The 19259-nt window shown below is 68.7% G+C and carries 24 protein-coding genes; 8 read left to right on the top strand and 16 right to left on the bottom strand.

All coding sequences use genetic code 11. The features are described from left to right. Nucleotides 1-78: 78 nt before the first annotated feature. The 11 genes from BOQ54_RS00940 to hslV form a co-directional block, all read right to left on the bottom strand. Nucleotides 79-876 (bottom strand): lysophospholipid acyltransferase family protein, encoded by a 798-nt coding sequence (locus tag BOQ54_RS00940; RefSeq protein WP_055459525.1) that lies wholly within the window; start codon nt 874-876, stop codon nt 79-81. 7 nt (nt 877-883) lie between these two features. Next, nucleotides 884-1258 carry a Fur family transcriptional regulator gene (locus BOQ54_RS00935; RefSeq protein ID WP_245280536.1) on the bottom strand — a complete coding sequence of 125 codons (375 nt, stop codon included), beginning with the start codon at nt 1256-1258 and terminating at the stop codon, nt 884-886. 148 nt (nt 1259-1406) lie between these two features. After that, nucleotides 1407-1907: a ribosomal protein S18-alanine N-acetyltransferase gene (gene rimI / locus BOQ54_RS00930; RefSeq protein WP_063186819.1), complete on the bottom strand. Its 501-nt coding sequence runs from the start codon at nt 1905-1907 to the stop codon at nt 1407-1409. A gap of 24 nt (nt 1908-1931) precedes the next feature. Then, a complete protein-coding gene (gene tsaB / locus BOQ54_RS00925) occupies nt 1932-2609 on the bottom strand; it encodes a tRNA (adenosine(37)-N6)-threonylcarbamoyltransferase complex dimerization subunit type 1 TsaB (protein ID WP_071923073.1) in 678 nt (225 codons plus the stop codon). A 95-nt stretch (nt 2610-2704) separates the two neighbouring features. Continuing rightward, nucleotides 2705-3265, bottom strand: a complete 561-nt coding sequence (locus tag BOQ54_RS00920) for a NifU family protein (protein WP_055459523.1) — start codon at nt 3263-3265, stop codon at nt 2705-2707. A 145-nt stretch (nt 3266-3410) separates the two neighbouring features. Beyond that, nucleotides 3411-3908, bottom strand: coding sequence for a universal stress protein (locus BOQ54_RS00915; protein ID WP_055459522.1), 498 nt, complete (start codon nt 3906-3908; stop codon nt 3411-3413). Between the two features lie 59 nt (nt 3909-3967). Then, nucleotides 3968-5017, bottom strand: coding sequence for a tryptophan--tRNA ligase (trpS, locus tag BOQ54_RS00910; RefSeq protein WP_055459521.1), 1050 nt, complete (start codon nt 5015-5017; stop codon nt 3968-3970). 71 nt (nt 5018-5088) lie between these two features. After that, nucleotides 5089-6639, bottom strand: a complete 1551-nt coding sequence (gene murJ, locus BOQ54_RS00905) for a murein biosynthesis integral membrane protein MurJ (protein WP_071923072.1) — start codon at nt 6637-6639, stop codon at nt 5089-5091. 39 nt (nt 6640-6678) lie between these two features. After that, nucleotides 6679-7986, bottom strand: coding sequence for an ATP-dependent protease ATPase subunit HslU (hslU, locus tag BOQ54_RS00900; RefSeq protein WP_063186812.1), 1308 nt, complete (start codon nt 7984-7986; stop codon nt 6679-6681). Beyond that, the gene (locus BOQ54_RS00895) at nt 7983-8495 is read right to left on the bottom strand and encodes a GNAT family N-acetyltransferase (protein ID WP_071923071.1); all 513 of its coding nucleotides are present in this window, start codon (nt 8493-8495) and stop codon (nt 7983-7985) included. Before BOQ54_RS00895 ends, hslU begins: the two co-directional genes overlap by 4 nt. Nucleotides 8496-8498: 3 nt before the next feature. Further along, nucleotides 8499-9065, bottom strand: a complete 567-nt coding sequence (hslV, locus tag BOQ54_RS00890) for an ATP-dependent protease subunit HslV (protein WP_063186922.1) — start codon at nt 9063-9065, stop codon at nt 8499-8501. A 224-nt stretch (nt 9066-9289) separates the two neighbouring features. On the opposite strand from hslV, the gene hisB reads away from it, so the two are divergent. The 7 genes from hisB to coaA are packed head-to-tail and all read left to right on the top strand — an operon-like array spanning nt 9290 to nt 13900. Beyond that, a complete protein-coding gene (gene hisB / locus BOQ54_RS00885; RefSeq protein ID WP_055459518.1) occupies nt 9290-9877 on the top strand; it encodes an imidazoleglycerol-phosphate dehydratase HisB in 588 nt (195 codons plus the stop codon). 8 nt (nt 9878-9885) lie between these two features. Beyond that, the gene (locus BOQ54_RS00880; RefSeq protein ID WP_055459517.1) at nt 9886-10380 is read left to right on the top strand and encodes a DUF2628 domain-containing protein; all 495 of its coding nucleotides are present in this window, start codon (nt 9886-9888) and stop codon (nt 10378-10380) included. After that, nucleotides 10377-11039 (top strand): imidazole glycerol phosphate synthase subunit HisH, encoded by a 663-nt coding sequence (gene hisH, locus BOQ54_RS00875; RefSeq protein ID WP_071923070.1) that lies wholly within the window; start codon nt 10377-10379, stop codon nt 11037-11039. The genes BOQ54_RS00880 and hisH overlap by 4 nt, the downstream gene beginning before the upstream one ends. Next, nucleotides 11027-11776, top strand: a complete 750-nt coding sequence (gene hisA / locus BOQ54_RS00870; protein ID WP_186438010.1) for a 1-(5-phosphoribosyl)-5-[(5-phosphoribosylamino)methylideneamino]imidazole-4-carboxamide isomerase — start codon at nt 11027-11029, stop codon at nt 11774-11776. Before hisH ends, hisA begins: the two co-directional genes overlap by 13 nt. After that, on the top strand, nt 11776-12540 hold the full coding sequence (hisF, locus tag BOQ54_RS00865; protein ID WP_055459515.1) for an imidazole glycerol phosphate synthase subunit HisF: 765 nt from the start codon (nt 11776-11778) through the stop codon (nt 12538-12540). Before hisA ends, hisF begins: the two co-directional genes overlap by 1 nt. Nucleotides 12541-12554: 14 nt before the next feature. After that, nucleotides 12555-12893: a phosphoribosyl-ATP diphosphatase gene (locus BOQ54_RS00860; protein WP_071923069.1), complete on the top strand. Its 339-nt coding sequence runs from the start codon at nt 12555-12557 to the stop codon at nt 12891-12893. Between the two features lie 32 nt (nt 12894-12925). Next, the gene (coaA, locus tag BOQ54_RS00855) at nt 12926-13900 is read left to right on the top strand and encodes a type I pantothenate kinase (protein WP_071923068.1); all 975 of its coding nucleotides are present in this window, start codon (nt 12926-12928) and stop codon (nt 13898-13900) included. Nucleotides 13901-14403: 503 nt separating this feature from the next. On the opposite strand, the gene BOQ54_RS00845 is transcribed toward coaA, so the two are convergent. The 5 genes from BOQ54_RS00845 to BOQ54_RS00825 all read right to left on the bottom strand — a co-directional run bounded on the left by BOQ54_RS00845 (nt 14404) and on the right by BOQ54_RS00825 (nt 18416). Then, complete coding sequence (locus BOQ54_RS00845; protein WP_071923066.1) at nt 14404-15408, bottom strand: adenosine kinase; 1005 nt, start codon at nt 15406-15408, stop codon at nt 14404-14406. Nucleotides 15409-15467: 59 nt separating this feature from the next. Continuing rightward, nucleotides 15468-15848: a helix-turn-helix domain-containing protein gene (locus BOQ54_RS00840; RefSeq protein WP_055459512.1), complete on the bottom strand. Its 381-nt coding sequence runs from the start codon at nt 15846-15848 to the stop codon at nt 15468-15470. Continuing rightward, nucleotides 15845-16435, bottom strand: coding sequence for a Smr/MutS family protein (locus BOQ54_RS00835; RefSeq protein WP_071923065.1), 591 nt, complete (start codon nt 16433-16435; stop codon nt 15845-15847). Before BOQ54_RS00835 ends, BOQ54_RS00840 begins: the two co-directional genes overlap by 4 nt. Beyond that, on the bottom strand, nt 16432-17556 hold the full coding sequence (mltA, locus tag BOQ54_RS00830) for a murein transglycosylase A (protein WP_245316256.1): 1125 nt from the start codon (nt 17554-17556) through the stop codon (nt 16432-16434). The genes BOQ54_RS00835 and mltA overlap by 4 nt, the downstream gene beginning before the upstream one ends. A 143-nt stretch (nt 17557-17699) precedes the next feature. Continuing rightward, the gene (locus BOQ54_RS00825) at nt 17700-18416 is read right to left on the bottom strand and encodes a Tim44/TimA family putative adaptor protein (protein WP_055459510.1); all 717 of its coding nucleotides are present in this window, start codon (nt 18414-18416) and stop codon (nt 17700-17702) included. Nucleotides 18417-18757: 341 nt separating this feature from the next. Here BOQ54_RS00825 and secB point away from each other — a divergent pair, with 341 nt between their 5' ends. Then, entirely contained in the window at nt 18758-19243 is a 486-nt protein-coding gene (gene secB, locus BOQ54_RS00820; RefSeq protein WP_055459509.1) for a protein-export chaperone SecB, read from the top strand. Nucleotides 19244-19259 lie beyond the last annotated feature (16 nt).

The following is a 19259-nucleotide window of genomic DNA, read 5'->3' as shown; positions in this document are numbered from 1 at the left end:
GGCTTCTCGCCTCCGGAGAGAATAGGCAAGGCAAGATTGGCCCCGGCAGACGGCGGATGAATGACGTGACCCGCGGCCTCAGGGGCCGCTTGCCCGCGCCGCCCGCGCCGCCGCGCGCACCACGTCCTCGGCCGCTTTCGTCGCCGCCTTGCGGTCCGTGCCGCCGTTGAAGGCGATGGGCTCACCCCAGGTGATGCGCACGTCGAACGGCGCTCCGGAGACGACCGCGGCAAGATGCGGCGCCAGCTCCATGTCCCCGTGCCAGGCAATGGCGGGCCGCTCGTTGCGGCCGAGCGGCAGGCCGTGGCGGCCGACATAGGTGATGGCAAGAGGCCGTAGCACGATCTCGGACGCAGGCGCCTCGGCATCGGTCACGGCGTCGCGCGCGGCCCCCACGAGGGCGGAGCGGAAGGGCAGGATCCGCAAGCCGTCGCCCGTGGTGCCCTCCGCGAAGAGCACCATGGCATCGCCCCGGCGCAGTCTGTGCGCCACCTCGACATTGGTTGCCGCCGTCGCCTTGCGGCGCGTGCGGTCGATGAAGACCGTGCGCTGCAGCCGGGCGAGCAGGCCGACGACCGGCCAGCCGTTCACCTCGGCCTTGGCGATGAAGGAGAGCGGCGTCAGCGTCGAGATGACGGGAATATCGAGCCACGAGATGTGGTTGGCGAGGATGAGGGCCGCCTCGCGGCCGTTGGGTGGCCGGCCCGCCACCTTGATGCGGATGCCGAGAACGCGGCAGATGAAGCGGTGGTAGACGAGGGGGATGAGGCGCGCCGCCCGGCTGTCGAGCCTGACCGCGAGCGCCTGCAGCGGAATGCCGACGAGCGTCGCCGGCACGATGAGCGACAGGCGCAGAATGCCCCGCAGCGACAGCATGGCCGGTTCAGTCCGCCTCGTCCTCGAGCGGCACGGCATAGAGCTCGAGCCGATGGTGCACCAGGCGGTAGCCGAGGCGCCGCGCGATCTCGGCCTGGAGCCGCTCGATCTCTTCGGAGTGGAACTCGATGACGTCGCCGGTATTCATGTCGATGAGGTGGTCGTGGTGCTCCTTCGGCGCGCGCTCGTAGCGCGCGCGGCCGTCGCCAAACTGGTGGCGCTCGATGATGCCCTTGTCCTCGAAGAGCTTGACAGTGCGGTAGACGGTGGACAGCGAAATGCGCTCGTCCACGGCCGCGGCACGGCGGTGCAGCTCGACGACGTCGGGATGGTCGTCGGCATCGCCGAGCACCTTGGCGATCACGCGGCGCGGCCCGGTCATGCGCATCCCGCGGGCGACGCAGGCGCGTTCGATGACGTTGCCTTGCAGTCTGCGCTTCACCCCCGCCAAACGGCCCGCCTCCCTTTCCTGATCATCCCGCTCTTATAGGAAGCCGGAAGACGCGCGTCCATGCCGGCCGGACTACGGCTCACGGCAGGTCGCGCGCCATGACGAGGGCCGTCGCCGTGCTGCCGTCCCCCTTGCGATAATAGCCGTCGCGCCGGCCGACCTCCTCGAAACCGAAGCGCCGATAGAGCGCCAGTGCCGGACCATTCTCGGCCTCGACCTCGAGGAAGATGCGCCGAGCGCCGCGCCCAGCGAGCGAGCCGAGGTGATGGGCGAGGAGATGGCGGGCAAGCCCCCGGCCCCGCCGCGCCTCGGCGACGGCGATGGTCAGGATCTCCGCCTCGTCGGCGGCCACGCGCGACAGAGCAAAGCCGTCGAGGGCCCGGCTGTCCGCCGCAAGGACGCCCTCCGCCACGTTGCTGCCTGCGGCGATGAGCCGTTCGAACTCGCTCGCCTCCCAGCCGCGGGCAAAGGAGGTGGCGTGGATCGCCGCGACCGCGGCCGCGTCGGCAGGCGACAGTGGCCTGACGAAGGCTGCGGGAAAGGAGGATGAAGCACGGCCCAGCCAGCGGTCGAGAATCATGGCGCGCCGATTATCACCGATGGCTCAGCGCCGGGGAATGCGCATGTGTTCCTGCGGCTTGGCATCGGGGGCGCGCAGGTATACGGGCTTGGGCAAGGCCGTCGCCGGGTCGGCGGCCATGCCGAGCCGCGCCACCCAGGCGATGTGCGGCGCGATCTCGGCATCGGCGATCTTGGCGTCGACACCCAGATTGCGCAACTCGTGACCGAGGATCGCCGCGCCGGAGCCGGCGATGGTCATGGGGCCCGAGCCGATGACGCGGGCAGCATCGCGCACCGAGACATGACGGGCCGGGACGATGGTGCGCCCGCCGGCAGCGATGCACTGGAAGTAGAGATGGCCATGGCGCGCATCGATGGCCGCAGCGTTGAGGCGGTTGCCGCCAGCCGCGACCAGCGGCGCGAGGAAGGCCGACAAGGTGGTGACGCCGACGACCGGGACGCCGGCGGCAAGGCCGATGGCCCGGGCCGCCGAGATGCCGACACGCAGGCCCGTGAAGCTGCCGGGGCCCACGGTGACCGCGACCCGATCGAGCGTTTCGAAGCCGCCCGGCACGGCCGCCATGACGCGCTCGACGAGCGGCAGCAGTGCCTCGGCATGGCCGCGCGCCAGCACCATGGTTTCTTCTGCAAGGACGGTGCTGCCGCCGAGAACGCAGGCGGAACAGGCGCCGAGCGCCGTGTCGATGCCGAGAACGCGCAAACTGAAGTCTCCCTCGCTGGCACGTCCTCTAGATCGCCGCGCGCGGCGCTGGCAACCGTTTTTAGTGGTCGGGCCCCGAGCTTGGCCTCAAGCCTTCACACGGCCTCGACCTCGCGCACGTCGGGCAGGAAGTGCTGCAGGAGATTCTGGATGCCGTGCTTGAGCGTCGCCGTCGAGGAGGGGCAGCCCGAGCAGGAGCCTTTCATCGCGAGATAGACCACGCCGTTGCGATAGCCGCGGAAGGTGATGTCGCCGCCGTCGCCTGCCACAGCAGGGCGCACGCGCGTCTCGAGCAGTTCCTTGATGGTCTCGACGGTGGCGGCATCCTCCTCGGCGAAGAACTCGTCCGCCTCGTCCGTATCGACGCCGGCATCCTCGCGCAGGAGCGGCGCGCCCGACATGAAATGCTCCATGATGGCGCCGAGGATGGCCGGCTTCAGGTGCTGCCACTCGCCGCCCGTCTTGGTCACTGTGATGAAGTCGTGGCCGAAGAAGACGGCAGCCACGCCATCGATGGCGAACAGTCGCTCGGCCAGCGGCGAGCGCGAGGCGTCCTCGCCCGAGCGCAGGTCGAGCGTACCCTCGGGCAGGACGGTGCGTCCAGGCAGGAACTTGAGGGTCGCCGGATTCGGCGTGGCTTCGGTCTGGATGAACATTCAGGTCTCTCCTCACGCGACCGGGTCAAGAACCGGCGGTGACAATGCAGCGGCTGTTGGCTCATTCCTTAGAACCGTTCCAACAGACAATACACCCTTCAATGTGGCGGTTCTTTTGTCCGGCGCAAGGTTCGGCGCGGGTCGCTCAGGCGAGCGCGTCGATTTCCTCGTCGGTGAGATGGCCCGGCACGATGGCGACGGGGATGGGGAAACTCGCCGCCGCCTTGCCCGCCATCATCGAGACGAGCGGCCCGGGCCCTTCCGAGCCGGTACCCGCAGCAAGCACGAGGAGGGCAATGTCCTCGTCCTCCTCGATATGACGGACGATCTCCTCGGACTTGTTGCCGACGAGGACGACACGCTCGGGCTCGAGGCCGGCGATGTCGCGCACACGGGCGCTCGCCGCGTCGAGGAATTCGTTCGCCTCTTCCACGGCCTCGGCCTGCATGAGCTCGCCCACGCCGAGCCAGTGTTGGTATTCCCCCGGCGGAACCACGCTAAGCAGCGTTACCGATACGCCGGTGCGCGCCGCCCGGCGGGCGGCGAAATAGATGGCCCGGTCGCACTCGGGCGTGTCGTCCACCACCACCAGGAACTTGGCGCGATGGCCTGCTTCATAGGATCGCCGCCGCTTTCCGGTCATCGACCACCGCCTCGTGTCCGCCGCTTGTGCCCCGATGCTGCCAAGCGGCGCAGCGCGGATCAACTGTTACGCGCGGAACGAATGAAGCCGACGATGTCATAGACGGCATCAAGCGTCTCGCGCGCGATGACGCGCGCCCGCTCCGCCCCCTTGCCGAGCACAGCGTCGATATGGCCGGGATCGGCGACCAGGCGCTTCATCTCGGCGCCGATGGGCCCCATCTTCTCCACGGCAAGGTCGACCAGCGCGCCCTTGAAGGAGGAGAACTGGGCGCCTCCGAACTCGCGCAGCACCTGCGATTTCTCCACACCCTTGAGGGCGGCGAAGATGCCGACGAGATTCGCCGCCTCGGGCCGGCTCTGGAGCCCGGCCTCCTCGCTCGGCAGCGGTTCCGGATCGGTCTTGGCCTTGCGGATTTTCTGGGCGATGGCGTCGGCATCGTCGGTCAGGTTGATGCGCGAATAGTCGGAGGGGTCCGACTTCGACATCTTCTTGGAACCGTCGCGCAGCGACATGATACGCATTGCCGGCCCCTGGATCAGCGGCTCGGTGAGCGGGAAGAAGGCGTCGCCGTGGCCGTTCTCGGCGATGGCCGCGGCATAATCGTTGTTGAACTTCTGAGCGACGTCGCGCGTCAGCTCGAGATGCTGTTTCTGGTCCTCGCCGACAGGCACGTGCGTGGCCCGATAGGCGAGGATGTCGGCAGCCATCAGGGTCGGATAGGCATAGAGCCCGACGGAGGCATTCTCGCGGTCCTTGCCGGCCTTCTCCTTGAACTGCGTCATGCGGTTCAGCCAGCCGATGCGGGCGATGCAGTTGAAGATCCAGGCGAGTTCGGCGTGCTCGGCCACCTGGCTCTGGTTGAACACGATGTGCCGCTCGGCATCGATGCCCGCCGCGAGGAAGGCCGCCGTCACCTCGCGGATCTGCCGGCGCAGTTCCTTCGGATCCTGCGGCACGGTGATGGCGTGCATGTCCACGACGCAATAGATGCAGTCGTATCTTTCCTGCAGCGGCACGAAGCGCGAGATGGCGCCGAGATAATTGCCGAGATGGAGATTGCCCGTCGGCTGTACCCCGGAAAACACCCGTTCCTTGAAAACCGCCATTGCCTGCTCCCCTGACACGAGGCGCGGCCTTATCGCAATGGCGGACGGTTTCCGCAAGATGCGGCGAGCGCTCAATGGCGCAGGAGCCGGCGCGGGTCGACTCGCAAGGCAACGCACAGGACGCCGTAAAGCGCGAGGCCGGCGAGGCAGATGGCGGCAAGGAGAGCAAGGCTCACGAGACCGTTCCGACCGGGCGTCAGGCTGCCCGCCCCCCATGCCGCGAGTCCGGCCACCGCCACCGCCATGACGACACTCGCCAGCCCGAGCCTCAGGATGCGTCCGGCGTCGAGGGCCGCTGCAGCCTGTCGCACGGCGGGGGAGAGAAGGAGTAGTGCCGCATTCGCGATGAGTCCGGCAGACATCGCGAGCGCGACGCCGGTGGCGCCGGACAGACCTTTCAGGATCAAGCCTGCCAGAAGGGTGGCAGCGATACTGCCGAGCGTCGCCATGACCGGCACGCGCATGTCGCCCTCGGCAAAGGCCGCCTGCATGAAGACGCGCGCCAGCGCTGCCGCCGGCAGGCCGACGGCAAGTGCTTTCAAGGCAATGGCGGTCATGGCCGCGTCGTGTGCGGAAAAGGCGCCGCGGACGAACAGCACCGCTGCCATCGGCTCGGCGAGCACGAGGAAGGCGGCAGCAGCCGGCAGGGACAGGGCGAGCGCCGCCTCGCCGGCACGGGCGGCCACGGCATGCCGCGCGTCTGCGCCGGCCGCGCGGGCGGCGATCTCGGGCAGGACGACCATGCCTGCCGCGAGCGACACAAAGGAGAGCGGCAACTGGAACAGCCGCTCTGCATAGTAGAACCAGGACACGGCCGAGGGTATGGCCGAGGCGAGTTGCGTCGCCGCCACCGCCATGAGCTGCGGCGCGGCACTGGCCATGAGGGCCGGGCCACCCAGGGCGAAGAGCCGCCGCATGTCGGGACTCCAGTGCGGCCGGGCAAGACCCGGCCATACCCCGCGGCTGGCCGCCATCGCGGCGACGAGTTGTAGAAGCCCGGAGAGGCCGACGCCGAGCGCGAGCCAGGTCGCCGCGGACCGCTCGTCAAGGGCAAGACCCGAAAGGATGGCCAGGAAGGCGAGGAGCACGACATTGGCCGCGAGCGCGATCGCGGCGACAGCCGAGAAGCGCCGCTCAGCCGACAGGAAGGCCGTCAGCAGCGCGGCGATGAGCGAAAAGCCGATGAAGGGCGCGGAAAGCCGCAGGTAGGACGCGGCCAGCGGCAGGCGCTCGTCCCCGCCGGCATAGCCCGCCGCCAGCGTCAGGACGACGAGCGGGGCGAGCAGAGTGACGAGCGCGACGATCCCGAAGCCGAGAAGGGCTGTCGCAGCGATCGATTCGGCCGCGAAACGTCTCGCGGCGACTGGACCTCGCTCCGCACCGATGTGCAGGAACAGGGGTACGAAGGCGCCGTTCAGCCCGCCGTCGGCGAGGACGCGGCGCACGAGGTTGGGCAGGCGGAAGGCAACGAGGAAGGCATCGGCCACCGGCCCGGCACCGATGACAGCGGCGATGGCGACGTCGCGAACGAAGCCGAGGATGCGCGAGCCCGCCGCGCCGAGCCCGACGAGAAGCCCCGCGCGGGGCAGCGGGGAGGCGGTTTCGGCTGCGGGCGCGCTCACCGCCGTTGCTCGCGGCCAATCGATTCGGCGCCGGACCGATCAGAGGATGAAGCGGCTGAGGTCGGCATTCTGGGCAAGTTCCCCGACCTCGCGACGCACATAATCGCCGTCGATCGTCACCGTCTCGCCGCCGCGATCGGGCGCCGTGAACGAGATGTCGTCGAGCACGCGCTCGATGACGGTCTGCAGCCTGCGGGCGCCGATGTTCTCCACGGTCCGGTTCACTTCGACCGCGATATGGGCGAGCGCGTCGATGGCGTCATCGGTAAAGGCGAGCGTCACGCCCTCCGTCGCCATCATGGCGACCGCCTGCTTGACGAGACTCGCCTCCGTCTCCGTCAGGATGCGGCGGAAGTCGGCCTCGTCGAGCGAGGACAGTTCGACGCGGATGGGCAGGCGGCCCTGCAGCTCGGGCAGGAGGTCCGACGGCTTCGCCACATGGAAGGCGCCGGAGGCGATGAAGAGGATATGATCGGTCTTCACCGCCCCGTGCTTGGTCGAGACCGTCGTGCCTTCGATGAGCGGCAGGAGGTCGCGCTGCACGCCCTCGCGCGAGACGTCCGCCCCGCCGCGGCCCTCACGGGCGCAGATCTTGTCGATCTCGTCGAGGAAGACGATGCCGTTGTTCTCGACCTCGCGGATCGCCTCCTGCACGATCTGGTCCTGGTCGATGAGCTTGTCGCTCTCCTCCGCCACGAGCGGCTCGTAGGCGTCGCGCACGCTCAAGCGCCGCGGCTTGGTGCGGCTGCCGAAGCCCTTGCCGAAGATGTCACCCAGCGAGATGGCGCCGACAGAGGCGCCAGGCATGCCGGGCAGTTCGAACATGGGCAACCCGGCGCCCTGCGTCTGCAGCTCGATCTCGACCTCCTTGTCGTCGAGCTCACCCGCCCTGAGCTTGCGACGGAAAGAATCGCGCGTCGCCTGGCTGGCGGTGGCGCCGACGAGCGCATCGAGCACCCGCTCCTCGGCGGCGAGCTGGGCCTTCGCCTCCACGTCCTTGCGCCGCGCCTCCTTGACGAGGGAGATGCCGACCTCGAGGAGGTCGCGCACGATCTGCTCGACGTCACGGCCGACATAGCCGACCTCGGTGAACTTCGTCGCCTCCACCTTGAGGAACGGCGCATTTGCGAGCCGCGCGAGCCGGCGGGAGATCTCCGTCTTGCCGCAGCCGGTCGGGCCGATCATGAGGATGTTCTTGGGCAGGACCTCCTCGCGCAGCGGCCCCTCGAGCTGCTGGCGCCGCCAGCGATTGCGCAGCGCGATGGCGACGGCGCGCTTGGCCTCCTTCTGCCCGACGATGTAGCGGTCGAGCTCGGAAACGATCTCGCGGGGGGAGAAGTTGGTCATTGCTGTCCTCGTTGCGCCGCACCGTCGCGCGCCATGAGAAGCACGCGGCCGAAGGGCGTATCTCTTTCCTCGAGCGGCCGGAAGCCGGCCTTTTCATAGGCCCGGATAGCCCGGGCGTTCATTGGATTCGGATCCGTCACGATCCGTGGCACGCCTTTGCTCTCCAGCATCTCGCAGAAGCGGCGGATGAAGGCCGTGCCGTGGCCTAGGCCGACCATGTCGGCCTCGCCGATGAACTGGTCGATGCCGCGCGCGCCCGGCGGCTGGTCGGCATAGGGGTGCCCTGGCTCGGCATGCACCACGTAGCTCTGCAGGAAACCGATTGGCCGCCCGGCATGGGCGACGATGAAGGCCTCCATGGCCGGGTCGGCCAGATCGGACCGGATGCCCGCCACCTCGCTGTCGACCTCACCCCACCAGGCCGCAACGTGCGGCGTCGCGATCCAGCGTCCGAGGAGGCCGAGATCCGCCTCCGTCACCGGCTCAAAGGAATAGGGGGACGCGGCCATGCCTCAGGCGTTCTCCAGGGTCTCGATGACGAGGTTGCCGTTGGTGTAGACGCAGATGTCCGCGGCGATGGCGAGCGAGCGGCGCACGATCTCCTCGGCATCGTGGGTGCTGTCGGCAAGCGCCCGCGCCGCCGCGAGCGCATAATTGCCGCCGGAGCCGATGGCCATGATGGAGGTGCCGTGGATCGCCTCCGGCTCCAGCACATCGCCGGTGCCCGACAGGAGGAGGCCGATGTTCTGGTCGGCCACCAGCATCATCGCCTCGAGGCGGCGCAGGTAGCGGTCGGTGCGCCAGTCCTTGGCGAGTTCGACGCAGGCGCGCATCAGCTGACCGGGGAACTGGTCGAGCTTGGCCTCCAGCCGCTCGAACAGCGTGAAGGCGTCCGCCGTCGCGCCGGCGAAGCCGCCGATGACCGCGCCCTTGGCGAGGCGGCGCACCTTGCGGGCGTTGCCCTTGATCACCGTCTGGCCGAGGCTCACCTGGCCGTCGCCGCCGATCACGGTGCGCCCGTCCTTGCGGACCATGAGGATGGTCGTCGCGTGAAACTGCCCGTCCGCCGCTGTCTGCATCAAGTTCACCATTCCCTCGCGCCGGTATCCGACGTGCCGGCGACCGGTCGATCATCCCGCAACATCGCCTTCATGTAGGCGTTTTTCGCCCGTCGGCCAACGCCGCCCGCAACAGAAGGGCCGGGTGACGGACGGGCGCGACGAAGCGCAGGGTGGCGCCGGGCGGCGTCGCTTGCTAGAAGGCGCATGCGCCGCGACAGCGGCTCTGACGGAGATGAGAACCCATGCGCACCGCCAGCGTGTCACGCCGCACGAGCGAGACGGACGTTTCGGTGAAGCTCGCCCTCGACGGCGCGGGCAAGGCCGAGATCGCGACCGGGGTCGGCTTTCTCGACCACATGCTCGATCTCCTGGCCCGCCATGCGCTCTTCGACCTCACCGTCTCCGTCACCGGCGACACGCATATCGACGACCACCACACGGTGGAGGACAGCGCCATTGCGTTGGGCCAGGCCTTCGTGCAGGCCCTCGGCGACAAGCGCGGCATCGCGCGCTATGCCGACGTCCACCTGCCCATGGACGAGACGCTGACGCGCGTCGCGCTCGACATCTCGGGCCGGCCCTTTCTCGTCTTCCGCACGGCCTTTGCCCGCGACAAGATCGGCACCTTCGACACGGAGCTGGTGCGCGAGTGGTTCCAGGCTTTCGCCATGAATGCGGGCATCACATTGCACGTCGAGACGCTCTACGGCGACAACCAGCACCATATTGCGGAGAGCTGCTTCAAGGGCCTCGCCCGCGCGCTGCGCCGCGCCGTGGCTCTCGATCCGCGCGAGGAGGGCCGCGTACCCTCGACCAAGGGATCCCTGTAGAGGACGCCATGGCGGTCTATACCCTGCACCTGCCGGCGGGCGCGCAACCGGGCGATGCCCGCGCGCTCGACGAGGCCGTCATCGTCAAGGACGGCATCGCCTGGTGGGCGCTGATCTTCCCGCTCGTCTGGTTCCTCTGGAACCGTCTGTGGCTCGGCGCGCTCGCGGCCCTCGGGGCGTCCGTGCTCGTCGCCGCCGCCGGGCGGGTCTTCAACCTGTCGCAGGGGGTGACGACGCTGCTCGGCATCCTCCTTGCCGTGCTCCTCGCGCTCGAGGCCAATGCCTTCCGGCGCCGGGCGCTGGAACGGCGCGGCCTCGCCGCCGTCGACGCGGTCGTCGCCGACGATCTCGAAAGCGCCGAGGTGCGCGCCTTCGCCCGCTGGCTGTCACGGGAAGCGCCGGCGCCGGCCCCGCGCGGCCCCATCGCCGCGCCCGCCATGCCGGCCCCGGCGCGCGAGGCGCCGGTCATCGGCCTCTTCCCCGAAACGGAGCGCCGGCCATGAGCGCAGCGCCGACCATCGCCATCATCGACTACGGCTCCGGCAACCTGCATTCGGCGCACAAGGCCTTCGAGCGCGCGGCCCGCGAGGCCGGCAGCGACGCGCGCGTGAGCGTCACCAGCGACCCCGACACGGTGCGCCGGGCCGAGCGCATCGTGCTGCCCGGCGTCGGCGCCTTCGCCGACTGCCGCCGCGGGCTCAATGCGGTGCCGGGCATGGTGGAGGCGCTCGAAGAGACGGTGCGCGGCCGCGGCCGGCCCTTCCTCGGCATCTGCGTCGGCATGCAGCTTCTCGCCACGCGCGGCCTCGAATACGAGACGACGCCGGGCCTCGATTGGATCGGCGGCGATGTCGCGGCCATCGCGCCGGCCGACACCGCGCTCAAGATCCCGCATATGGGCTGGAACACGCTCGACGTGCGGCGCGCCCATCCGCTCCTCGCCGGGATCCCGACGGGGGCGGACGGCTGGCACGCCTATTTCGTGCATTCCTACGCGCTCACGCCGGCGGATGCCGACGATCTCGTCGCAGTGACCGACTACGGCGGGCCGGTGACGGCGGCCGTCGCCAGCGACAATATCGCCGGCACGCAGTTTCACCCGGAGAAGAGCCAGAAGCTCGGTCTCGCCCTCATCAAGAACTTCATCGGTTGGCGCCCGTGATCCTGTTTCCCGCTATCGATCTCAAGGAAGGCCGGTGCGTGCGCCTCGTCCAGGGCGACATGGACAAGGCCACCGTGTTCAACGACGACCCCGCCGACCAGGCGGCGCGCTTCGCGGAGCAGGGCTTCGAATGGCTGCACGTGGTCGACCTCGACGGGGCCTTCGCCGGCCGGCCGATGAACGCCGCCGCGGTCGACGCCATCCTTGCCCGCATCGCGCTGCCGGTGCAGCTCGGCGGCGGCATCCGTGACCTGCGCACCGTCGAGGGCTGGCTCGAGAAGGGCGTCCGCCGCGTCATCATCGGCACCGCGGCCGTGCGCGATCCCGATTTCGTGCGCGAGGCGGCGCGGCGCCATCCGGGCGGCGTCGCCGTCGGCATCGACGCGCGTGACGGGCGCGTCGCCGTCGAGGGCTGGGCCCAGACCTCGGAAATGACGGCGGAGGACCTCGGCCGCCGCTTCGAGGACGCGGGCGTCACGGCCATCATCTATACCGACATCGCTCGCGACGGCATCCTCACGGGCCTCAACATCGAGGCGACGCTGCGCCTCGCCGAGGCGGTGTCGATCCCCGTGATCGCCTCGGGCGGGCTCGCCTCGATCGAGGACGTGCGCCGGCTGCTGCAGCCCGACTGCCGGAAGATCGCCGGCGCCATCAGCGGCCGGGCCCTCTACGACGGGCGTCTCGACCCGGCGGAGGCCATGGCGCTCATCCGCACCAGCCGCGGCGCCGCCTGATGCTCAAGATCCGCGTCATCCCCTGCCTCGACGTCAAGGACGGCCGCGTCGTCAAGGGCGTGAAGTTCCTCGACCTGCGTGATGCCGGCGATCCCGTCGAGTGGGCCATCGCCTATGACGCGGCGGGCGCGGACGAACTGTGCTTCCTCGACATCACCGCGAGCCACGAGGATCGCGGCATCCTGCTCGACGTCGTGCAGCGCACGGCGGAGGCCTGCTTCATGCCGCTCACCGTCGGCGGCGGCGTGCGCACGGTGGACGATATCCGGGCACTCCTGCTCGCCGGTGCCGACAAGGTGTCGATCAACACGGCGGCGGTGAAGAATCGCGATTTCGTGAAGGAAGCGGCCGAGAAGTTCGGCGACCAGTGCATCGTCGTGGCCATCGACGCCAAGGCCGTCGGGCCGGGCCGGTGGGAGATCTTCACCCACGGCGGCCGCAATGCGACAGGCATCGAGGCCATCGCCTTTGCGCGCGAGGTGGTCTCGCTCGGGGCCGGCGAGTTGCTCGTCACCTCCATGGACAAGGACGGCACGCGCTCCGGCTATGACCTTGCGCTGATGCGCGCCATTGCCGATGCCGTCTCCGTCCCCGTCATCGCCTCGGGCGGCGTCGGCACGCTCGACGACCTCGTGGCCGGCGTGCGCGAGGGCCATGCGAGCGCGGTGCTCGCGGCCTCGATCTTCCATTTCGGCCAGCACAGCGTCGGCGAGGCCAAGCGCCACATGGCTGCGGCTGGCCTGCCCATGCGCCTCGACACCTGAGCCGGAGGCCAGCCATGAGCGGCACTTTCTCGAGCGGCACTTTTTCTCTCGACGACCTCGCACGGATCGTGGCCGAGCGCGCCAAGGCGAGCCCGGATGAATCCTATACCGCCAGGCTCGTCGCGGACGGTCAGGGGCGGGCGGCCAAGAAGTTCGGCGAAGAGGCCGTCGAGGCGGTGATCGCCGCCGTCGCGGGCGACAAAAAGCAGCTCGTCGCCGAGGCGGCCGACGTGCTCTATCATCTGATGGTCGTACTTCATGCCGGCGGCGTGCCGTTGCAGGATGTCATGCAGGAGCTGGCACGCCGCACCGCACAATCGGGCCTTGCGGAGAAGGCGTCCCGGCAGAAGTAGGAACGGCCGGCCCCGCCGGACGGGAGACGCATATGGACAAGCCCGTGCCTGGCCTCGTGCCGCTGGAAGACAACATCTCGCCCTACCGCACCTTCTCGCGCGAGGAATGGGCGAAGCTGCGCGCCGACACGCCGCTGACGCTCACCGCCGAGGAGGTAGTGCGCCTGCAGTCGCTGAACGATCCGATCTCGCTCGCCGAAGTCGCCGCCATCTATCTGCCGCTGTCGCGCCTGCTCTCGCTCTATGTAGCTGCAACGCAAGGGCTTTTCCGGGCGACCCAGCGCTTCCTCCTCGCCGAGGAGGACGGCAAGGTGCCCTATATCATCGGCATCGCCGGCTCGGTGGCCGCGGGCAAGTCGACGACGGCACGCGTGCTGAAGGCACTGCTCGCCCGCTGGCCGAACACGCCGAAGGTCGACCTCGTGACGACGGACGGCTTCCTCCTGCCGAATGCCGAGCTCACGCGCCTCAACCTCATGGAGCGCAAGGGCTTTCCCGAGAGCTACGACACGCAGGCGCTGCTGCATTTTCTGGCCGACATCAAGGCCGGCAAGCGCAACGTCTCCGCCCCAGTCTATTCGCACCTCGTCTATGACGTCGTGCCCGGCGAGACGGTGACGGTCGACCGGCCGGACATCCTCATCGTCGAGGGCCTCAACGTGCTGCAGCCGGCTCGCATGCCGCGCGACGGCAAGGCCATCCCCTTCGTCTCCGACTATTTCGACTTCTCGATCTATGTCGATGCGGAGGAGGCGCTGCTGCACAGCTGGTACGTGCGCCGCTTCATGCGCCTGCGCGAGACGGCCTTCCGCGACCCGAAGTCCTATTTCCGCAAATATGCCGACGTGACCGAGGAAGAGGCGCTCGCCACCGCCGAGCGGCTCTGGTCGCGCATCAACCTCGTCAACCTGCGCGAGAACATCGTGCCGACGCGCCAGCGCGCCAGCCTCATCCTGCGCAAGGGTGAGGACCATCGCATCGAGGAAGTGGCGCTGCGACGGCTATGAAAACCTATATCTTGTGCCTATGAACATTTCGCATGGCACATCTTGACTCTCGCGCGCCTGCGACACTATGACTCAAGTGCTTGATGGGAATCGAAAAAGGCCACGCGAAAGCTGGCGGCTTCCACGTGGCCCTTGGTTCCTTCCCGGCTCAACCCGTTCGAGCCGCCGGGCTATGGTACCTATCGACTCGGAGGTTATGAATCCTCTTTTCGTACCATGTCAAGGGCTTGAGCAGTTAATTTATAGATGGATATCTATAAATGAACCTCCATGCGAAAACTCCGATCGGCACCCGCAAGCGCACTGGGGAGCGATGCCCCGAAAGCGGTGTTTGGAAAGTCGTTGATAGCTACGACTCCACTACCGCGCCTATTGCGAAAGGAAACATTTTTCCGCCTTATCGCAATAAGGCGGTGACGTGGGAGTTGATCCGTTACGCGTAAGTTTTTCTGTATTCTACGAAAGCGGCCGGTTTCCGGCCGCTTTCTTTTGTTTCACGTGAATCACTCCACCGGCAGGCCGTTGTCGACCGCCATGTCCTTGAGGCTCTTCTGCGGGCGGGCGCCGAGGTGCTGGATGACTTCCGCCGCGGCGAGGGCGCCGAGGCGGGCGCAGGTGCGGTGATCATAGTTGCGGGCGAGGCCGAAGAGGAAGCCCGCGGCGAAGAGGTCGCCGGCGCCGGTGGTATCCATAAGCTGGTCGATGGGGAAGGCCGGCACCGCCGCCGTCTCCTCACGCGCGACGACGAGGCAGCCCTTTTCCGAGCGGGTGACGACGCCGAGCGCGCCCTCGCGGCGGAAGGCGGCGACGGCCGTGTCGAAATCCGCCGTCTGATAGAGGCTCTTCAATTCGTGCTCGTTTGCGAAGACGATGTCGACCTTGCCATCGCGCACCAGCGCCAGGAACTCGTCCCGGTAGCGGTCGACGCAGAAAGAATCGGACAGGGTGATGGCGACGCGGCCACCGGCGCCGTGGGCAATGTCGGCCGCCTTGACGAAGGCCTCCTTGGCCGCCGGCGGATCCCAGAGATAGCCTTCCAGATAGACGATGCCGGAGGCTTCCACCGTATCGCGGTCGATATCGGCCGGGGTGAGGTTCTGGCAGGCGCCGAGATAGGTGTTCATGGTGCGCTCGCCGTCCGGCGTCACCAGGATCATGCTGCGCGCCGTCGCCGGGCCGTTGGCCGCGGGCGCCGTCGGGAAGTGGATGCCGAGCGCGCGGATGTCGTGCGTGAAGCGCCCGCCGAGCTCGTCCGTCTTCACCTTGCCGATGAAGGCGCCTTGCCCCCCGAAGGAGGCGAGCCCCGCCACCGTGTTCGCCGCGCAGCCACCCGAGATCACCACGGCCGGGCCCATGGCCTCGTACAGGGCTTGCGCCCGCGCCTCGTCGATCAGGATCATCGCGCCCTTGTGCACGCTCTGGCTGACGAGAAAGGCCTCGTCAGTATGGGCGATGATGTCGACGATGGCATTGCCGATGCCGAGCACGTCGTAGCGATGATGGAACATGGGAGCCTTTCGGGAAGAACCGGGAACCGGCTCCGCTTTGCCCGCTCCTCCGCGGGCGGTCAAGCGGCAGGGCCGGACCTGCGCTTGCGGGCCGCATCGAGAATGGCATCGAGGGAGGCGATCTCCTCCTCGCTCAACTGGGCGATCTCGCCGGCGAGGCGGTTGGCGAAGGCGGTCGCCTGCGGCGACAGGCCGGCGGTGTCGATGACCGAGCGCGGCGCCGAGAGTTCGGCGAGCCGCTGCAATTCGTCCGCCTCGTCCCAGATCACGTTGAAATACTGGATGATGGCCTGCAGCAGCGGCCAACTCGGCCGGCCACGCTTGCCGTGCTCGAGCGCCGAGAGATAGGCGCTGGAGACGCCGAGCGCATCGGCCATGTCCTTCAACGTCAGCCCGCGCTCGGCCCGCATCGCCCGCACACGCTCGCCGAAGGGCGTCACAGCGTGCCTCCCGCGCTCTTGCGGCGGCGCAGGCGCACGTAGAGGGCGCCGGCGCCCCCATGAGTGCGGCCGGCCTCCTCGAAGCCGAGCACGACGACGCGCAGATCGGGCAGCGACAGCCATTGCGGCACCAGGCGCCGCAGCACGCCGCGCTCGCCGCCGAAAAGATCGGCGGAATGAGCCTCGGTACCGCCCTTGCCGGTGACGACGATGACGAGCTGGCTGCCGCGCGCCTGTTCCCGCAGCAAAAAAGCCCGCAGGGCGGCGTGCGCCTCGCTCTGGCGCAGGCCGTGCAGGTCGATCTTGGCATCGACGGCGCGCGTGCCGCGGTTGAGCGCTTGGCGCAGGCGCCGCTCCAGCGGCGCAAGCGGCAGGGTTTTCGTCTTGAGGCCACGGCCCGTCGTCCCGGTGTCGGCGGTGCGCAGGGCCATCGTCGCCGTCGCCGCCTCCTCGGGCGGTGCAGGTGGCGGCTTCGGCGCCTCCGGCGGCGGCAGGGCGCGGCCGGGCAGGGGCTTCACGTCCCTCAGAACATGGCGCCACAGGGTCAACTCGGCCTCGTCCAGCCCGCGCCGGCGCCGACGGCTCATGGCTTGCGCTCCCGGCCGGCGGGCAGGCTTCCCTTGGGCAGCAGCACGACGAAGGCGGAGGGCGCGTGGCGAACGATGCCGGAAGCTTCGCCGGCCGCGGGCCCGCTGCCGAAGAAGATGTCGGCCCGGGCCGGGCCGCGGATGGCGGTGCCGGTGTCCTGGGCGATGAAGAGACGGCGCAGCGGACGCAGGGCCTCGCTGCCGGGCTCGGGCAATTCCGCCTCCACCCAGACGGGCAGGCCGTAGGGCCAGAGCGTGCGGTCGACGGCGAGGCTGCGGCCGGGAATGAGCTGCGTCATGCCGGCGCCGAGCGGCCCCTCGGCCGGATCGAGCTCGTCCGCCCGGCGGAAGAAGATGTAGGACCGGTTCTCGCGCATCAGACGCCGGCCGGCCTCGGGATTGGCCCTAAGCCAGGCGATGAGGGCCGGCGCCGTCATCTGTTCAGGCGGAATACCGGTCTCGGCGACGACGAGCTTGCCGAGCGACGCATAGGGATGACCGTTGCGGCCGGCATAGGCGACGCGCACGACGTCTTCTGCGCCCGGCCCGATGCGCACCCGCGCCGATCCCTGGACATGGACGAAGAAGGCATCGATCCAGTCGAGATAGACGAGCGGGCGCGCCTGCGCCCCGAGCGCCCCGTCCTCGATGGCGGCACGGTCATGGTAGGGAGCGAGCCCGTCCGGCGTCCGGCGTGCGGCTGTGAATCCGGCGAGATGGGCAGGGACGTCACGGTCGCCAAGAGGCACGAGATCGTCCGGCAGGGCAAGCAGCGGCGTCGCGAAGCGGGCCGATGGTTTCAGCGAACCTTGTACCTCCGGCTCGAAATAGCCGGTGAGAAAACCGTCCCCGGCCTGCGGCACGACACGGTAGGGCACGAAATGGGCCTCGAAGAAGGCTCGCGCCTCGACATCACCAGTCTCAGGCGGCAGGCGCCGGGCCGCGGCGCAGGCCGGTACGAGGCCATCGGCCGGAAAGCCGGTGGCGCGCCGGGCGGCGGCGGTATCGACCATGACGGCGCAGGAGCTACGGAAGGCGGCGAGCGCCATTGCCTGAGCGTCGCTGCGCCAGCCGGTCAGGTCTGCGTAGCTGCGCTCGACAAGGCGCGCGCCAGCGAACACGTTCGGCTCGGCGGCAGCGTCGCACGCCGATGCTGCAAGTGCCGCAAGGATCGGGAGCGATCGCCGGACGATAACGCAAGCGATCCGGGAAGCCACGCGCCTCCCGGACGGAGGAAAACCATTCGCTGCCTGTCGCCCGGGGCTCATTGCCCGGATTCGGTCGCCACGAGCAGCCAGTTGGGGTCGCGTGCCCCGAGGGTGCGCGAAAAGGTCCAGACATCCACCACGTCGGCCACGGTTTCCGGATCGCCGTCGATGACCTTGCCGTCCTTGTCGCGCGTCGCCGTGATCAGCTTGGACAGGAAGCGCACCGTGATCTGGGCGGCCTTGCCACGCACCTCCACCTGCTCAACCTTGGCGTCATCGATCGAGACGAAGGTGGTCTCCACCTTCTCGCCGCGTGCCTCGCGATCGGTGATGGCCTTCTCGAAGCCCTCGAAGACGTCCCGCGACAGCAGGCCCTTGAGCGCCTTGCGGTCGCCGGCGGCGAAGCTGGTCACGATCATCTCATAGGCAAGGCGCGCGCCTTCCAGGAAACTGCGGGCGTCGAACTGCGGCTCGACGGCGGCGATGGCATCGAAGCCGCGCGCGGTGGGCGAGCCCTGCTCTGCCACACCGGCCCAGCGGTCCGGCCGCGCCTGGGCGCCGACCTCGGCCATCGCCCCCCGATCGTTGGCGGCGCCCGGAAGGCGCACGACATTGTCCTCACCCGGCTGCTTCGCCTGCTCACGGCGTGCGAAGGGATCCTGCGGCGGTCTTTCGTTGCCGGTGCGCTGACCGAGGACGGAGCGCAGCCGCCAGATGACGAACACGGCCAGGGCGAGAAAGACGATCGTCGTGATGTCGAAGGTGTCCTGCATGGCCTCTCTGTCGTCTCAAGCCCGGGGGCAGCCCCGTTGTCTGCCCGTCTGTCCAGCGTTGGCGCGGAAATGATAACCACCTTCGCATATGGGGGCGAGCGCTCGTAACATCCACCCCGCGTGCGGACAAGTCCGCGGTCGCCCGCGCGAGTTGCCTTGTTTGCCAAATGCTTCCGTGGTAGCCCGCACGGGCTCAACAAAACGGTCGTCCTGACGCAGAGTGCGAGCATTCCGGTTCTTTTCCGCCGGGGTCGTCCCTTCGGGCGGTCCACGGAGGGCCCGGCTACTGTGAACCGATCACGACCCCGAGACAATCATCATTCCTCCCGGAGGAGTTCGACATGACCGACAACCCGACCAACGGCGCAGCGAACGCCGATACGACGCCATCGCTGAACGCCCTTGCCCAGTTCATCAAGGACCTGTCCTTCGAGAACCCGAACGCCCCGCGCTCCCTCGCCCCGCAGCAGCAGAGCCCCGAGATCTCGATCCAGGTCAATGTCGGCGCCAATCAGCTCTCCGACACCGATTTCGAGGTCACGCTCGCCCTCGAGGGCAAGGCGCAGATCGGCCAGGACGTGCTCTTCGCCTTTGAGCTCTCCTACGGCGGCGTCTTCCGCGTGCGCAACATCCCGAAGGATCAGCTGCATCCGGTCGTCATGATCGAATGCCCGCGGCTGCTCTTCCCGTTCGCCCGGCAGATCGTGGCCGATGCGGTGCGCAACGGCGGCTTCCCGCCCCTGTTCATCGATCCGATCGACTTCACCGCGCTCTACCGCCAGAAGCTCGGCGAGCTGCAGGCAGCACAGCAGCAGACCGTGTCGTGACGACCGGCGGCGGCGC

The organism is Chelatococcus daeguensis, assembly GCF_001887265.1.
Taxonomy (GTDB): domain Bacteria; phylum Pseudomonadota; class Alphaproteobacteria; order Rhizobiales; family Beijerinckiaceae; genus Chelatococcus_A; species Chelatococcus_A sambhunathii.
The sequence above is the reverse complement of the archived record's forward strand: the minus strand, read 5'-3'. Positions and strand labels throughout refer to the sequence as shown.

Coding starts and splice junctions, on each gene's coding strand:
- BOQ54_RS00940 (WP_055459525.1), bottom strand. CDS start 876: ATGCTGTCGCTGCGGGGCATTCTGCGCCTGTCGCTCATCGTGCCGGCG.
- BOQ54_RS00935 (WP_245280536.1), bottom strand. CDS start 1,258: ATGACCGGGCCGCGCCGCGTGATCGCCAAGGTGCTCGGCGATGCCGAC.
- rimI (WP_063186819.1), bottom strand. CDS start 1,907: ATGATTCTCGACCGCTGGCTGGGCCGTGCTTCATCCTCCTTTCCCGCA.
- BOQ54_RS00920 (WP_055459523.1), bottom strand. CDS start 3,265: ATGTTCATCCAGACCGAAGCCACGCCGAATCCGGCGACCCTCAAGTTC.
- BOQ54_RS00915 (WP_055459522.1), bottom strand. CDS start 3,908: ATGACCGGAAAGCGGCGGCGATCCTATGAAGCAGGCCATCGCGCCAAG.
- trpS (WP_055459521.1), bottom strand. CDS start 5,017: ATGGCGGTTTTCAAGGAACGGGTGTTTTCCGGGGTACAGCCGACGGGC.
- hslU (WP_063186812.1), bottom strand. CDS start 7,986: ATGACCAACTTCTCCCCCCGCGAGATCGTTTCCGAGCTCGACCGCTAC.
- BOQ54_RS00895 (WP_071923071.1), bottom strand. CDS start 8,495: ATGGCCGCGTCCCCCTATTCCTTTGAGCCGGTGACGGAGGCGGATCTC.
- hslV (WP_063186922.1), bottom strand. CDS start 9,065: ATGCAGACAGCGGCGGACGGGCAGTTTCACGCGACGACCATCCTCATG.
- hisB (WP_055459518.1), top strand. CDS start 9,290: ATGCGCACCGCCAGCGTGTCACGCCGCACGAGCGAGACGGACGTTTCG.
- BOQ54_RS00880 (WP_055459517.1), top strand. CDS start 9,886: ATGGCGGTCTATACCCTGCACCTGCCGGCGGGCGCGCAACCGGGCGAT.
- hisH (WP_071923070.1), top strand. CDS start 10,377: ATGAGCGCAGCGCCGACCATCGCCATCATCGACTACGGCTCCGGCAAC.
- hisF (WP_055459515.1), top strand. CDS start 11,776: ATGCTCAAGATCCGCGTCATCCCCTGCCTCGACGTCAAGGACGGCCGC.
- BOQ54_RS00860 (WP_071923069.1), top strand. CDS start 12,555: ATGAGCGGCACTTTCTCGAGCGGCACTTTTTCTCTCGACGACCTCGCA.
- coaA (WP_071923068.1), top strand. CDS start 12,926: ATGGACAAGCCCGTGCCTGGCCTCGTGCCGCTGGAAGACAACATCTCG.
- BOQ54_RS00845 (WP_071923066.1), bottom strand. CDS start 15,408: ATGTTCCATCATCGCTACGACGTGCTCGGCATCGGCAATGCCATCGTC.
- BOQ54_RS00835 (WP_071923065.1), bottom strand. CDS start 16,435: ATGAGCCGTCGGCGCCGGCGCGGGCTGGACGAGGCCGAGTTGACCCTG.
- BOQ54_RS00825 (WP_055459510.1), bottom strand. CDS start 18,416: ATGCAGGACACCTTCGACATCACGACGATCGTCTTTCTCGCCCTGGCC.
- secB (WP_055459509.1), top strand. CDS start 18,758: ATGACCGACAACCCGACCAACGGCGCAGCGAACGCCGATACGACGCCA.